The 13,977-nt window shown below is 64.9% G+C and carries 10 protein-coding genes and 1 pseudogene; 7 read left to right on the top strand and 4 right to left on the bottom strand.

Annotated elements, in window-relative coordinates; translation table 11 throughout:
• The first annotated feature begins 53 nt into the window (after nt 1–53).
• Nucleotides 54–1,676, top strand: a complete 1,623-nt coding sequence (gene pvdP / locus BMY03_RS06520) for a pyoverdine maturation tyrosinase PvdP (protein WP_038705724.1) — start codon at nt 54–56, stop codon at nt 1,674–1,676.
• Nucleotides 1,677–1,733: 57 nt separating this feature from the next.
• On the opposite strand, the gene BMY03_RS06515 is transcribed toward pvdP, so the two are convergent.
• The 3 genes from BMY03_RS06515 to BMY03_RS06505 are packed head-to-tail and all read right to left on the bottom strand — an operon-like array spanning nt 1,734 to nt 6,282.
• Nucleotides 1,734–3,140: an efflux transporter outer membrane subunit gene (locus BMY03_RS06515; RefSeq protein WP_094010578.1), complete on the bottom strand. Its 1,407-nt coding sequence runs from the start codon at nt 3,138–3,140 to the stop codon at nt 1,734–1,736.
• A gap of 3 nt (nt 3,141–3,143) precedes the next feature.
• The gene (locus tag BMY03_RS06510) at nt 3,144–5,102 is read right to left on the bottom strand and encodes a MacB family efflux pump subunit (protein ID WP_038705726.1); all 1,959 of its coding nucleotides are present in this window, start codon (nt 5,100–5,102) and stop codon (nt 3,144–3,146) included.
• Nucleotide 5,103: 1 nt separating this feature from the next.
• On the bottom strand, nt 5,104–6,282 hold the full coding sequence (locus BMY03_RS06505; protein WP_094010577.1) for an efflux RND transporter periplasmic adaptor subunit: 1,179 nt from the start codon (nt 6,280–6,282) through the stop codon (nt 5,104–5,106).
• Nucleotides 6,283–6,485: 203 nt separating this feature from the next.
• Between BMY03_RS06505 and BMY03_RS06500 the strand changes: the two are divergent.
• From BMY03_RS06500 to BMY03_RS06490, 3 genes and pseudogenes are all read left to right on the top strand, one after another.
• Nucleotides 6,486–6,971, top strand: a pseudogene (locus BMY03_RS06500) (sigma-70 family RNA polymerase sigma factor); the annotation flags it as partial.
• A 169-nt stretch (nt 6,972–7,140) separates the two neighbouring features.
• Nucleotides 7,141–7,626 carry a histidine kinase gene (locus tag BMY03_RS06495; RefSeq protein ID WP_094010576.1) on the top strand — a complete coding sequence of 162 codons (486 nt, stop codon included), beginning with the start codon at nt 7,141–7,143 and terminating at the stop codon, nt 7,624–7,626.
• 69 nt (nt 7,627–7,695) lie between these two features.
• Nucleotides 7,696–9,021 (top strand): MFS transporter, encoded by a 1,326-nt coding sequence (locus BMY03_RS06490; RefSeq protein WP_094010575.1) that lies wholly within the window; start codon nt 7,696–7,698, stop codon nt 9,019–9,021.
• A 155-nt stretch (nt 9,022–9,176) separates the two neighbouring features.
• Here BMY03_RS06490 and BMY03_RS06485 read toward each other — a convergent pair whose 3' ends face one another.
• Entirely contained in the window at nt 9,177–10,841 is a 1,665-nt protein-coding gene (locus BMY03_RS06485) for an electron transfer flavoprotein-ubiquinone oxidoreductase (protein ID WP_094010574.1), read from the bottom strand.
• Nucleotides 10,842–11,384: 543 nt separating this feature from the next.
• On the opposite strand from BMY03_RS06485, the gene BMY03_RS06480 reads away from it, so the two are divergent.
• The 3 genes from BMY03_RS06480 to BMY03_RS06470 all read left to right on the top strand — a co-directional run bounded on the left by BMY03_RS06480 (nt 11,385) and on the right by BMY03_RS06470 (nt 13,972).
• Nucleotides 11,385–12,134 carry an electron transfer flavoprotein subunit beta/FixA family protein gene (locus tag BMY03_RS06480; protein WP_094010573.1) on the top strand — a complete coding sequence of 250 codons (750 nt, stop codon included), beginning with the start codon at nt 11,385–11,387 and terminating at the stop codon, nt 12,132–12,134.
• A complete protein-coding gene (locus BMY03_RS06475; protein ID WP_038705728.1) occupies nt 12,135–13,064 on the top strand; it encodes an electron transfer flavoprotein subunit alpha/FixB family protein in 930 nt (309 codons plus the stop codon). It abuts the gene before it with no gap.
• Between the two features lie 86 nt (nt 13,065–13,150).
• Nucleotides 13,151–13,972 (top strand): substrate-binding periplasmic protein, encoded by an 822-nt coding sequence (locus BMY03_RS06470; RefSeq protein ID WP_094010572.1) that lies wholly within the window; start codon nt 13,151–13,153, stop codon nt 13,970–13,972.
• The last annotated feature ends 5 nt before the right edge of the window (nt 13,973–13,977 follow it).

The raw sequence follows: 13,977 nt of genomic DNA, 5'->3' as shown, positions 1-13,977 counted from the left end.
CTACGTTCTAGCTTGGATAGCAGTCGCGGCACGCGAAGACGGATTGAGGCGCAATGACAATTTCCCGACGAGGATTCATCGCCGGCCTGGCTGTGGCGGGCGCCACAGGCACGGCGGCCTATTACGCGCACAAGCAACTGACCCACGACCCCGAGGACGACATCGTCACGCCAGGCGAGGCCAGTGTCGAGCTGGCCGACTACGCAGGCCAGGTGCTGGCGGACCAACTGCGCGGCGTCTGGGATATCCGCTTCGAGGGTGCCGAGCGCGGCCTGGATGGGCTACCCCAGCAAGGTGTCGAGATGTTCCTCGACGTCGCCACCAAGGGGCGCGGCCTGCGCGGTTTCGTCGATACCGGCGAGCGTTTGCGTGGGGCTGGCGAGCCGACCTACCGCGTGCTGGGCGACCTGGTCGGCGCCAGCAGCGCCCAGGTGCGCTGGCGCCTGGTCAATCAGCACGGTGGGCCGGGCTACGAGTGCGTGGCCAGCCTTGACGAAGTCTGGGCCGAGTTCGCCAATGCCGGCAGCGGCACGCTGAGCGGGCGCGTGCAGCGTCTGGATCGGCCGCTGACCCTGCCTGTGCCCGACAGCCGCTTCGTCGCGGTCAAGCGGTTGTTCCCCGAGGCCCGTGAGCGCCTGCCGTATACCCCCGAGATGCTGGCCTGGGTGGTCGGTGCCGAACACCGCTTGTTCCATCAGCTCTGGCATGCCACCCGTGACCAGTGGCACAAGCTGCCGCGGAACAAGCAGGACGCTCTGCGTGGCCTGGGCTGGCAGCCGGGGCCCAGAGACCATGAGCGCGATGCCCGGGGCCCGCGCAAGCACCGCAATGGCTCGGGTATCGATTTCCTGTTCATGCACCGGCACATGCTGATGTATGCACGCACCTTGCAAGACTTGCCCTCCTGGCAGCGCTTCCCGCTGCCGCAGCCGAGCGTCGAGTTCGATCGCGCAGGCTTTGCCCGCTATTTCGACAACCATGACGGCTACTGTGTGCCGCCGACCTGGCAGGCGCCGGGTGACGAGGCCTATGGTCAGTGGGTCGGGGCGATCAAGGCCGGCGAAACCTATTGCAGCAACTTCCAGGTGTGGGAGTCGCAGTACCAGGACCCGTTGTACCTGTCGAAGCTGACCCTGGGCGCCTTCGGTTCGGAACTGGAGATGAACCTGCACGACTGGCTGCACATGTGCTGGGCGTCGGTGCCGCGTGATCCGAACAATGGCGCGCCGGTGCCTTTCGCCCGTGACCAGGCCGACTTTGCCGCGCGCTGGTTCGAGCCCGAAAACGACTTTCTCGGCGACCCGTTCTCGTCCCATGTCAATCCGGTGTTCTGGGGTTTCCATGGCTGGATCGACGACCGCATCGACGACTGGTTCCGTGCCCATGAACGCTACCACCCCGGCCAGGTACGGCGGCTGGAGGTCAATGGCGTGCCCTGGTTCGCCCCAGGTCGCTGGGTCGAAGCCGGCGACCCGTGGCTGGGCCCGGACACCCATGGCTGCAGCACCCAGCCAGGCATGCGCCTGGGTAAGTCGGTGGAGATGGATGTGGAGACCATGAAGCTGGCCCTGCGTATTACGTTCGGTAACGAGGAAAAGCTCGATGGCCTGCTGCGCAAGGTGCCGCAACGCCCTTGGTACGCGCGCCACCTGTCACTGAAGAACATCGTGCCCTGATGCACCCCATGTCCCTGCAAGCGGGGGCAAACCCACGCTTGCAGGGACTCGCGTAACCTACAGCTTGACCGGCGTCTGCCAGCCCCCACCCAATGCCTTGTACAGCGCCACGCTGCCCTGCAGCTGCTCAAGGCGCAGCTGTGCCTGCTGGTCCTGGGCCAGGTACAGCGTGCGCTGGGTTTCGAGCACCGTCAGCAGGGTCTCGGCGCCGGCGGCGTAACGTTGCTGGGCCAGTTCGAAGGCGACGCGTGCCTGCTCCACCTCCTGGTCCTGCCAGCGGCGCTGGCGTTCGACACCGGCGACGGCGTTCAAGGCTTTCTCCACATCCGCGAAACCTGCCAGGATGCTGCCGCGGTACAGCTCCAGCAATTCCTCCTGTTCGGCGCTGGCCTGGTCCCGCGCGGCACTGAGTCGGCCGTTGTTGAAGATCGGCGCGGCGAGGCCGGCCGTCAGGGTGTAGTAGGGGCTGTCGAGGACATTGGGCAGGGTGCGTGCACCGCTGCCCAGGTTCGCGCCGAGTATCAGGCGAGGCAGCATGGCCGCCCGTGCTACCTGGATGTTGGCGCTGGCCGCCGCCAGGCGCGCCTCGGCGGCGGCGATGTCCGGCCGCCGGCCGAGCAGTTCGCTGGGCACGCCGCTGCCGATGCTGGGCCATTGTAAGTTGCTGATCATTTCGCGATTGTCGGGCAGGGCCTGAACCGGGTCGCCCAGCAGGGTGGCGAGGACGATGCGGTTGTCCTGGCGACGCTGTTCGAGCAGCGGCAGCTGGCGTTCCTGGGCCGCCACCAGGCTGCGCTGCTGGGCCAGTTCCAGGCGGGTGGCCGAGCCTGAACGTTCGCGGGCTTCGACCAGGCCCAGCACGTCGCGGGCATTGTCCAGGTTGAGCTGGGCGATGCGCAGTTGCTCGTCGAGTGCCAGGCTTTGCAGGTAGCTGTCGGCCACGGCGCTGACCAGGGTCAGCTCGACGGTCTGGCGATCGAAACGGCTGGCATCCAGGCCGCGCAGCGCGCTGTCGCGGGTGGCGCGCAGGCCGCCCCAGAAATCGATCTCGTAGCTGGCGCTCAGGCGGGTGCCGAACGAGGTGCTGGTGCGCTCGCTGCTGCTGGCGTCGAGCTGCCTGTTGCCTTCACCGCGCAACAGGCGCTGTCGGCTGCCATCCAGGCCGAGCTGTACTTCTGGCAGTAATGGCGCGCCGGCGATCACTGCGATGGCCTGGGCCTTGCGCACCCGCGCCGCGGCCGCCGCCAGGTCGTGGCTGTTCGAGCGCGCGCGCTCGACCAGCCGGTCCAGTTCCAGGCTGGCAAAGGCGCGCCACCACTGGTTGTCCGGCAGCGCCTGGTTGGGGCTGGTCGGCCCTTGCCAGGCCGCTGGGGCGTCGATGTTCGCCGCAGGCGGCGGTGGGGTGCTGCAGGCGGCCAGGCCAAGGCTCAGGGCCAGCAAGCTGATACGGCAGGGGATCGTCATGGGTTATTCGCTGGTAAGGGCCTTGACCGGGTCGAGGCGGGCGGCCTTGCGGGCCGGCATGAAACCGAACACCACGCCGGTGATCACGGCGCAGGCAAAGGCGCCGAGGATGGCGGGCAGGGCGAAGGCCACGGCGATGTCGGCCAGCAACAGGCTGGCGCCGATGGCCAGGGCCAGGACGATGCCGGTCACGCCGCCGACCATCGACAGCATCACCGCCTCGGTGAGGAACTGGCGCAGGATGTCGCGCTGGCGCGCGCCGGTGGCCATGCGGATGCCGATCTCGCGGGTGCGTTCGCGCACGGTCATGAGCATGATGTTCATCACGCCGATGCCACCCACCAGCAGGGAGATCGCGGCAATCGCGCCGAGCATCAGCGACAGGCTGTTCTGCGTGCGGGCCTCGGCCTGGATCAGTGCGGCGTCGTTGGTCAGGACGAAGTCATTCTTGCCCTGGTGGCGCTGCAGCATCAGGCGCTCGATCGCCTGCTCGGTCTCCTTCACCCGGCTGGAGTCCTGGGCGGCGATGGTGACGTATTCCGGGTCGCGGCTGCCGAACAGGCGGATGGAGGCGGCGGAGTAGGGCACCACCACGCGTTCGTCGCTGTCCTCGCTGCCGGAGCTGGCGCCTTTGCCCTGGAGCACGCCGATCACCTGGAACGGCACGTTGCCGATCAGCAGGTACTGCCCGAGCGGATTGCTGCCCGGGCCGAACATCTTGTCACGCACCTTCTGCCCGATCACGGCCACGGCGGCGCCGTTGGCTTCGTCGGCCTCGCTGTAGAAGCTGCCCTCGACCACGGGCCAGTTGAAGATCTCGGGGAACCAGGTGTTGTTGCCGCCAACGTAGAACTGCTCGCCCTTGTTGCCGTGGCGCACCATGAGCTTGTCGCCGATCACCGGCATGACCCGTTTGACCTGGGGCAGTTCGCCGATGGCGTCGACATCGTCGAGGGTGACGATGCCCATCAGTTCCTCGGAGGAGTGCTTGCCGTTGAGATAGAGGATGTTCGAGCCGAATGCGGCCATCTGTGCCATGACCTGGCGCTTGCTGCCTTCGCCGACCGCGAGCATGACTACCACCGAGGCGACCCCGATGATGATGCCGAGCAGGGTCAGCGCGGTGCGGAAGCGGTTGATCCACATTACTCGCCAGGCGGCCTGCAGGGACTCGACCAGTTCGCCTTTCCAGGCGCCGCGCTGGGTGGCGCCGCGGTCCAGGCGCTGGCGCAGGTCGTCGGCCTGCAGCTGCCGAGGAATGTCGGCCGACGGCTGGCTGGGGGAGTCGCTGACCACTTCGCCGTCGCGCACTTCGATGATCCGCTGGGCACGGGCCGCAACTTCACGGTCGTGGGTAATGAGGATGATCACATGGCCCTGGCTGGCCAGCTCGTCTAGCAGGGTCATCACCTCGGCGCCGCTGTGGCTGTCGAGGGCCCCAGTGGGTTCGTCGGCGAGGATGATGTGCCCGCCGTTCATCAGCGCCCGGGCGATCGACACCCGTTGCTGCTGCCCGCCAGACAACTGGTGCGGGCGATTGCCGGTGCGGCTGGCCAGACCCAGGCGCTCGAGCAGGGCACGGGCGCGGGCATGGCGCTCGGCGGGCGGGGTGCCGGCATAGATGGCCGGCATCTCGACGTTCTCCTGGGCCGAGCCCGAAGGGATCAGGTGATAGCCCTGGAACACGAAGCCGAACGCTTCGCGACGCAGCCAGGCCAGCTCGTCGCTGTCCAGTTCGGCGACGTCCCGGCCGGCGAAACGGTAGTTGCCCGAGGTGGGGCGGTCGAGGCAGCCGAGGATGTTCATCAAGGTCGACTTGCCGGAGCCCGAGGCGCCGACGATGGCGACGAACTCGCCGGGGTGGATGCTCAGGCTGATACCGCGCAACACCTCGACCCTGGGCGAATCGACACCGCCGTAGACCTTGCGGATGTCGCACAGCTCGATCAGGGGCGTGGCCATCTCAACCCCCACTGGCGGCAGGCAGGCCGATGACCAGGCGCTCGCCTTCGTTCAGGCCTTCGAGCACCTGCACCCGCAGGCGGTCGCTCAAACCGGTGCGCACCTGGCGCGCCTCGACCTGACCCTTGCTGTTCAGCACCTGGGCCAGGCGCACGCCGTCGCCGGGAGTGTCGTCCAGTGCGGCCAGGGGCACGCTGAGCACCTGGCTGGCTTGCCCGGCGACGAAGAACACCTGGGTGGTCATCTCCGCCATCAGGGCGCCGTCGGGATTGTCCACGTCCAGCAGCACAGTGTATTGCACCACCTTGCTGCCGGTGGTGCCGGCGGTGGCGCTGGCCGGGCTGCCACCGCCCTGGCTGGTCTGGTCCAGCGGCTTGGGCGGTACCGGCAGGATCTGGCGCACGGTGCTGGTCCAGCGGCGCTTGCCGCCGGCCAGGGTGTTGAAATAGGCGGTCATGCCCGGTTTGACCTTGCCGATGTCGGCTTCGGACACCTGGGCCCAGACGGTCATCGGCGAGAGCTTGGCTATCCGCAGGATCAGCGGGGTCTGCTGCTGGGCATTGAGGGTCTGGCCTTCGCGGGCATCCACCGCCACCACCGTGCCGCTCATGGGGGCGTAGATGCGCGTGTAGCCCAGCTCGGCCTCGTCGCTGCGCAGGCTGGCCTGGGCCTGGCGGATCTGCGCCAGGTACATGTCGATGCGGGCCTGGGTCACCTTCAGTTGCGCCTGCGCCGTCTGCAGGTCTTCCTGGCGGGTGGCGCCGGCGGCGGCCAAGCCTTGCTGGCGCTGGTATTGCTGCTGGGCTAGCTGGTACTGCGCACGCTGTTCGGCCAGCTGGGCCTTGAGGTTGTCGATCGAGTACCGTGCGGCATCGAGCTTGGCCTGTTGCGTGGACGGGTCGATCTCCACCAGTAACTGGCCTTGGCGCACCTCGTCACCGGCCTCCACATGCAGCTTGCGAATCTGCCCCGAGGCTTGGGCGCCGACGTCGACGTAGCGTCGTGGTTGCAGGGTGCCTAGCGCGGTGACGCTGCTTTCGATGTCGGCGCGCAGCACCGGCACGGTGCTGACCGGTGCGCCGCCCAGCGGCAGGACCTGCCAGGCCACCAGGCTGCAAAGGCTGGCCAGGCCCAGGGCGCCGATCAGTACTCGGCGGCGGGTATTGGGTGTGCGTGTCATGCGGGCTTCCAGCCGGAGGTAATGGCCGAGTGCTGCAACACGGCACGCGCTCGGGGATCCCAGTTAAACGAATGTGACTGATGACGATTTAACTCGGGGCTGGGGGCTGCGTGTTGCTGCGAATAATTATAATTTGTAAGATCGCACGCTGATATCATCCAGCCCTGCTGCCGCTGCCTGTCAGCGCTTGAGCGGAGACGACAGGTGCCGTCGTGGAACACTACTATCGCGAGTTGGTGAGTTTTCTGTCCGCCCGGCTTGGCAATCGCCAGGCGGCCGAAGATGTCGCCCATGACGCCTACATCCGAGTGCTGGAGCGCACGGAAGGCGAACGGATCGAACATCCGCGTGCGTTTCTTTACCGCACGGCAATGAACCTGGTGGTCGATCATCATCGGCGGCACCTGGTACGTCAGGCCGAGCCACTCGAGGTACTCGACAGCGACGAGCGCTGGCACAGCCCGGCACCGACGCACAGCATGCAGCTCGACCAGCGCCTGGCGCTGATGCAGCAGGCCTTGGGCGAGCTGAGCGCGCCTTGTCGTGACAGTTTCCTGCTGCGCAAGCTTGAGGGCCTGTCGCACCAGCAGATCGCCGAGCGCCTGGATATTTCCCGTAGCGTGGTGGAAAAGCACATCGTCAACGCGATGAAGCACTGTCGCGTGCGCATGCGCCAGTGGGAGTCCTGAGCGCCTGCAGGCGGATGTGAAAATTCCGTAAGCGGGTGACTTGATTTCTCCCGGGTTCACGACAACTATCAATAAAGACCCCCGTCCAGGCGCTCCGCCTGACGTTGCCGTTGCCGGCGCAGTATGGTCATGGAGCCACCGTCACCATCCAACTGCCCAGGTCCGGACGATGCCTAACAAATCCATGCGCATCCTCATTGCCGACGAGCATCCCGGCCAGCGCCTGCAACTGGAGAGGATGCTCAACGGCCTGGGTTACTACCGGATCGCTCCGGTGGAGACGTTCGAAGACCTGCAGCGCCTGGTGCACAGCGCCCTGGAGCCTTTCAACCTTCTGGTGGGCAACATCGAGTTGGCCAGCCATGCAGGGGTCGACCTGGCGCGCTTCTGCCGGGTCAGTTCGCAGATCCAGCACGCGCTGCTGTATCACTCGCCTCACCTGAAGGTACCGGCGGTGCCGCCGAGTGACCGGCATGCGGTCAGCATCAGCCTGCCACACGCGCCTGACAGCGAGGCGCTGGAGTCCTTCATGGCGATCATCGATTTGCCGGTACTGGTTGGGCAGTTGCCCCTGCCGCCGGGTTTGGCAGGGGTTTCGAACGCCTCGCGGCGGCGCACCAACCTCGCGCAGACGGTGTTCTGCCGCAACTCCTGAAGCGCGGACGGCCACAGGCCCAAGGCTTTTGCTATTCTCTTGGCCTTTTGCCACGTTGCGGAAGCTGCCATGACTGCGCTCGATACCACACGCCCGCCACGGTTCAGCCGTAGCGACCACCGGACCCTGGGGCTGGCCGCGTTGGGTGGCGCTTTGGAAATCTACGATTTCATCATTTTCGTGTTCTTTGCCCTGGTCCTCAGCCAGCTGTTTTTCCCGCCCGAGATGCCGGAATGGCTGCGTCTGCTGCAGAGCTTCGGGATATTCGTCACCGGTTACCTGGCCAGGCCGCTGGGTGGCATCCTGATGGCCCATTTCGCCGATCACCTGGGCCGCAAGCGGGTGTTCAGCTTGAGCATCCTGATGATGGCACTGCCGTGCCTGCTGATCGGCGTGATGCCGACCTACGCCGACATCGGCTACGCCGCGCCGTTGATCCTGCTGGCGCTGCGTATCCTGCAAGGGGCGGCGGTGGGCGGCGAGGTGCCCAGTGCCTGGACCTTCGTTGCCGAGCATGCGCCAGCGGGGCGTCGTGGCTATGCGCTGGGCTTTCTCCAGGCGGGGCTGACCTTCGGCTACCTGCTCGGGGCCCTGACTGCGACCTTGCTGGCGCAAGTGTTCACACCCCAGGAAATTCTCGACTATGCATGGCGCTATCCCTTCCTGTTGGGTGGGGTGTTCGGCGTGATTGGTGTCTGGCTGCGCCGCTGGTTGAGTGAGACGCCCGTGTTCCTGGCGTTGCGCGACCAGCGTGAGCAGCCGCTGTCATTTCCGCTGCGCAGCGTGCTGAGCCGTCACCGTCGGGCATTGATTCCGGCGGCGCTGCTGACCTGCGTGTTGACCTCGGCGGTGGTGGTGCTGGTGGTGATCACCCCGACCGTCATGCAACAGCGCTTTGGCATGAGCGCCGGGCATACGTTCGCGCTGAGCAGCGTGGGCATCGTCTTCCTCAATATTGGCTGTGTGCTGGCTGGGCTGCTGGTGGACCGTATGGGGGCTTGGCGGGCATTGATGATCTATAGCCTGCTGCTGCCGCTGGGCATCGGGGCGCTGTACGCCAGCCTGGTGGGGGAGTGGGGCATGACTTGGCTGGCCTATGCCCTGGCCGGTCTGTGTTGTGGCGTGGTCGGGGTGGTGCCGTCGGTGATGGTCGGGCTGTTCCCGGCCGATATCCGCGTGTCGGGTATCTCCTTCACCTACAACATCGCCTATGCCCTGTGGGCCAGCACCACACCGCTGGCGCTGATCGCGCTGATGCCGTGGAGCCCGTGGGTGTGTGTCGGTTTCTGCCTGTTCATGGGCATGGTCGGGTTGCTGACGGCGCTCTATTTTGGGCGTCGCGAGCTACTGACATTCGATGCCGAGCCAGTGCCGCTCATGTGTGGTGACAATTGAGCCAGTGAGTGCTGAGCTGTAGAGCGCAAGACTAAACGCCGCGCTGGTCAAACTGTTCGACCGACGCCAAGGGCTTTTTAAGGAAGTCGGTACCGCCTGATACGAAAAAGCCCCCGGGCCAAACGGCTTGGGGGCTTTTTGATGCGGGACAGGGCCTACATGTTCGGGTAGGTCGGCCCGCCGGCGCCTTCAGGGGTGACCCAGGTGATGTTCTGGGCCGGGTCCTTGATGTCGCAGGTCTTGCAGTGCACGCAGTTCTGCGCGTTGATCTGGAAGCGCTTGTTGCCGTCTTCCTGGGTGATCACTTCATAAACGCCCGCCGGGCAGTAGCGCTGCGCCGGTTCGTCGTACAGCGGCAGGTTGCTGGCGATCGGGATGCTCGGGTCGGCCAGCTTCAGGTGGCAGGGTTGTTCCTCTTCGTGGTTGGTGCTGGAGAGGAATACCGAGCTGAGCTTGTCGAAGCTGAGCTTGCCGTCGGGTTTCGGATAGTCGATCTTTTGCGAATCCGCCGCGAGCTTGAGGCAGGCGTAATCCGGCTTGGTGTCGTGCAGGGTGAACGGCAGCTTGCCGCCGAACCAGTTCTGGTCGACGTAGTTGAACGCAGCGCCGAGGATCGGGCCGAACTTGTGCATGGCCGGGCCGAAGTTGCGGCTGGCGAACAGCTCTTCATGCAGCCAACTGGCCTTGAACGCGCTGACGTAGCTGTTGAGCTGGTCACCGCCCTCGCTGCCGGCGATCAGTGCGTCGGCCACCGCTTCGGCGGCGAGCATGCCGGACTTCATCGCGGTGTGGCTGCCCTTGATCTTGGCGAAGTTCAGGGTGCCGAGGTCGCAGCCGATCAGCGCGCCGCCGTTGAACACCATCTTCGGCAGCGAGTTGAAGCCGCCCTTGCAGATGGCGCGGGCGCCGTAGCTGATGCGCTTGCCGCCTTCGAGGTACTGGCTGATCACCGGGTGGTGCTTGAGGCGCTGGAATTCGTCGAACGGCGACAGGTACGGGTTGGCGTAGGAAAGGTCGACGATCAGGCCGACCACCACCTGGTTGTTCTCCAGGTGATAGAGGAAAGAACCACCGGTATTGTCCTTGGCCATCACGTCCAGCGGCCAGCCGGCGGTGTGCACCACCAGGCCCTGTTCGTGCTTGGCCGGGTCGATCTCCCAGATTTCCTTGAGGCCGATGCCGTAGTGCTGGACGTCGGACTCGTTGTCCAGGTCGAAGCGCTTGATCAGTTGTTTGCCGATGTGGCCACGGCAGCCTTCGGCGAACAGGGTGTACTTGGCGCGCAGCTCCATGCCCGGGGTGTACAGGCCGTCCTTCGGGTTGCCTTCGCGGTCGACACCGAGGTCACCGGTAATGATGCCGCGGACCACGCCGTTTTCGTCGAACAGCGCTTCCTGGGCGGCGAAGCCCGGGTAGATCTCAACGCCGAGGTTCTCGGCCTGCTGGGCCAGCCAGCGGCACAGGTTGCCCAGCGAGATGATGTAGTTGCCCTGGTTGTGCATGGTCTTGGGCACGAACAGGTCAGGCACTTTTGTCGAGCTGCCGGCATCCTTGAGTACATAGATGTCGTCGCGTTTGACTTCGGTGTTCAGCGGCGCGCCCAGTTCTTTCCAGTCGGGGAACAGTTCGTTCAGGGCACGTGGTTCGAACACCGCGCCGGAGAGGATATGGGCGCCGACTTCGGAGCCTTTCTCGACCACGCAGACGCTAATCTCGCTACCGGCTTCGGCGGCCTTCTGCTTCAGGCGGCAGGCGGCGGACAGGCCCGCCGGGCCAGCGCCGACGATGACCACGTCGAATTCCATGTATTCGCGTTCCACAGGTTCTCTCCTACTCAAGGCTCATCGCGTTGCTTGTCTTTTATGGGTGTTCACGGTCACGTGCGGCGTTCAGGTGCTGTAGCTTCGCAGGTGATGGACTACACCGTTTTGTCTTGGCCGCGCATTATATCTACACCACTTGGCGGGTCCAATACAAACGTTTGTTTGAATTTGTCGGAGGCCCGTAAAATCACAGGTAGGCGGCTGGAGCCTGGCCAATTTGCCGTATTGACCGGATTGGGTGTTACGGTCAAGATACGAGCGCTTTCGCGTTCGCCGTAGGCTGACCGTCGGGCGCAGGTGCACCCCTAAAGACCGGGCGTAGAGCAGGGTTTACGGGCCGAATCAGTCTTTGTAGTGGAGTCTACACGGCACCACAGGAAATGACCCGCAGGTTTTACCCTGCAATGGTCGTAACAGGACTGATCGGTCACTTGAACGTTGCCGGTGTCGACACGTTTTTAGAGGTGCCCTTGTACCCACGCGCATTCGCCGGGCAGCCCCCAGGCGACATTCTTTTCACCGGAGAGTAACGAGGAATCCATGAAGGTTCTTGTAGCTGTCAAACGAGTGGTCGACTACAACGTCAAGGTTCGCGTCAAGGCGGACAACTCCGGCGTCGACCTTGCAAACGTCAAGATGTCCATGAACCCCTTCTGCGAAATCGCTGTGGAAGAAGCCGTACGCCTGAAAGAAAAGGGCGTTGCGAGCGAGATCGTCGTCGTTTCCGTTGGCCCGGCCACAGCCCAGGAGCAACTGCGTACCGCCCTGGCCCTGGGTGCTGACCGCGCCATCCTGGTCGAAACTGCCGACGAACTTAACTCCCTGGCTGTGGCCAAGGCCTTGAAAGCCGTTGTCGACAAAGAGCAGCCACAGCTGGTCATCCTCGGCAAGCAGGCGATCGACAGCGACAACAATCAGACCGGCCAGATGCTGGCGGCGCTGACCGGCTTTGCCCAGGGCACCTTCGCCTCCAAGGTCGAGGTTGCAGGCGACAAGGTCAATGTCACCCGTGAAATCGACGGCGGCCTGCAGACCGTTGCGCTGAACCTGCCCGCCATCGTCACCACCGACCTGCGTCTGAACGAGCCGCGCTACGCGTCGCTGCCGAACATCATGAAGGCCAAGAAGAAGCCGCTGGAGACCGTTACTCCAGACGCGCTGGGCGTTTCCCTCGCCTCCACCAACAAGACCCTCAAGGTCGAAGCACCTGCCGCCCGCAGCGCGGGTATCAAGGTCAAGTCGGTGGCCGAACTGGTCGAGAAGCTGAAGAACGAAGCGAAGGTAATCTAAATGACTATCCTGGTTGTCGCTGAACACGAAAACGGTGCCGTAGCTCCGGCCACCCTGAACACTGTCGCTGCCGCCGCCAAGATCGGTGGTGATATCCACGTACTGGTCGCAGGCCAGAACGTCGGTGGCGTCGCCGAGTCCGCCGCCAAGATCGCAGGCGTCGCCAAGGTGCTGGTCGCGGATAACGCCGCCTACGCCCATGCCCTGCCGGAAAACGTCGCGCCGCTGGTAGTCGAGCTGGCCAAGGGTTACAGCCATGTGTTGGCCCCGGCCACCACCAACGGCAAGAACATCCTGCCACGCGTCGCCGCGCTGCTGGACGTCGACCAGATCTCCGAGATCATCTCGGTGGAATCGGCCGATACCTTCAAGCGCCCGATCTACGCGGGTAACGCCATTGCCACCGTGCAGTCGAGCGCTGCCGTGAAGGTCATCACCGTGCGTACCACCGGCTTTGACGCCGTGGCCGCCGAAGGTGGTTCGGCTGCCGTCGAAGCCGTCGCCGCCGCCCACGACGCTGGCAAGTCGGCCTTCGTCGGCGAAGAGCTGGCCAAGTCCGACCGCCCAGAGCTGACCGCTGCCAAGATCGTCGTCTCCGGCGGCCGTGGCATGGGCAATGGTGACAACTTCAAGCACCTGTACGCCCTGGCCGACAAGCTCGGTGCCGCTGTGGGCGCCTCGCGCGCCGCGGTCGACGCCGGCTTCGTGCCGAACGACATGCAGGTCGGCCAGACCGGCAAGATCGTTGCGCCACAGCTGTACATCGCCGTCGGTATCTCCGGCGCGATCCAGCACCTGGCCGGCATGAAGGACTCCAAGGTGATCGTCGCGATCAACAAGGACGAAGAGGCACCGATCTTCCAGGTGGCCGACTACGGCCTGGTCGCCGACCTGTTCGAAGCGGTTCCAGAGCTGGAAAAGCTGGTCTGATCCGACTGCTTCACTTATAAAGAACCCGGACCGCCCCTGGCGGTCCGGGTTTTTTCATGATTTTTTTCAGGGGCGGGAGAGGGTGCATGGCGTTTCGCTGGAGCAAGGGAGGGCTGGCCTGTGTGCTGGCGTTGCTGTCGACTCAGGCCTTGGCGGTGGGTAAATGCGAGCGCCTGGTGGCCACCGGCAGCCCGGATGCGCCACCGTATTCCTGGCAGGATCCGCAGGACCCCAAGCACCTGATCGGCGCCAACGTCGACCTGCTTCGCCAAGTCGCCGCCGAGCTTGGGGTGAAGGTCGAGGTGCTGCACGCCGGCAAGCGCGAACACGCGCTGGAGGAAGTGCGCAGCGGGCGCATGGACCTGTTGCTTGACACGCCGATGCAGGTAATCCAGCTGACCAGCCTGGACTATATCCATCCGGCCTTGCAGCTCAATGAATACCTGGTCTGGACCCGTCATGACGCGCCCCTGGTATTTGACGGCCCGGCCGACCTCGCCCGCTACCAGGGCGCCCTGTCGGAGAAGGCCCGCCTGACCCCGGCCTTCGAGGCGTTCGCCAAGGCCCAGCTAAAGCTGGAACCGGCGCAGAACTTGACGCAGGCTTTCCAGAAACTGGTGCTTGGCCAGGTCGACTATGTGCTGGCCGGGCGTTACTCGGGCATGGCCATGGCCCAGAGCCTGGGCGTGGGTAACGACCTCATCGCCCGGGGCTTGCCGGTGGACCGGCCGGGGTTGTACCTGACGGTGTCGCACAACTCGGCCTGCAACGACAGCTGGTTGCGCGGACAACTGGCGAAAAAACTGACAGAATTGCCGATCTCCGGGGCGAGCGAGGCTGTGCTGCAGCGCAATGTCGAGCGTTGGAAGGCGCAGATGCAGGCGTCGCAGGGTGCCCCCAAACAGTAGGAAGC

The sequence above is a fragment of the Pseudomonas soli genome, from assembly GCF_900110655.1.
GTDB lineage: Bacteria > Pseudomonadota > Gammaproteobacteria > Pseudomonadales > Pseudomonadaceae > Aquipseudomonas > Aquipseudomonas soli.
Note: the sequence above shows the minus strand (reverse complement) of the source record. Positions and strands in the feature narration are given on the sequence as shown.

Excerpts from the sequence above, each read along its gene's own strand:
- pvdP (WP_038705724.1), top strand. The coding sequence starts at position 54 with ATGACAATTTCCCGACGAGGATTCATCGCCGGCCTGGCTGTGGCGGGC.
- BMY03_RS06515 (WP_094010578.1), bottom strand. The coding sequence starts at position 3,140 with ATGACGATCCCCTGCCGTATCAGCTTGCTGGCCCTGAGCCTTGGCCTG.
- BMY03_RS06510 (WP_038705726.1), bottom strand. The coding sequence starts at position 5,102 with ATGGCCACGCCCCTGATCGAGCTGTGCGACATCCGCAAGGTCTACGGC.
- BMY03_RS06505 (WP_094010577.1), bottom strand. The coding sequence starts at position 6,282 with ATGACACGCACACCCAATACCCGCCGCCGAGTACTGATCGGCGCCCTG.
- BMY03_RS06495 (WP_094010576.1), top strand. The coding sequence starts at position 7,141 with ATGCCTAACAAATCCATGCGCATCCTCATTGCCGACGAGCATCCCGGC.
- BMY03_RS06490 (WP_094010575.1), top strand. The coding sequence starts at position 7,696 with ATGACTGCGCTCGATACCACACGCCCGCCACGGTTCAGCCGTAGCGAC.
- BMY03_RS06480 (WP_094010573.1), top strand. The coding sequence starts at position 11,385 with ATGAAGGTTCTTGTAGCTGTCAAACGAGTGGTCGACTACAACGTCAAG.
- BMY03_RS06475 (WP_038705728.1), top strand. The coding sequence starts at position 12,135 with ATGACTATCCTGGTTGTCGCTGAACACGAAAACGGTGCCGTAGCTCCG.
- BMY03_RS06470 (WP_094010572.1), top strand. The coding sequence starts at position 13,151 with ATGGCGTTTCGCTGGAGCAAGGGAGGGCTGGCCTGTGTGCTGGCGTTG.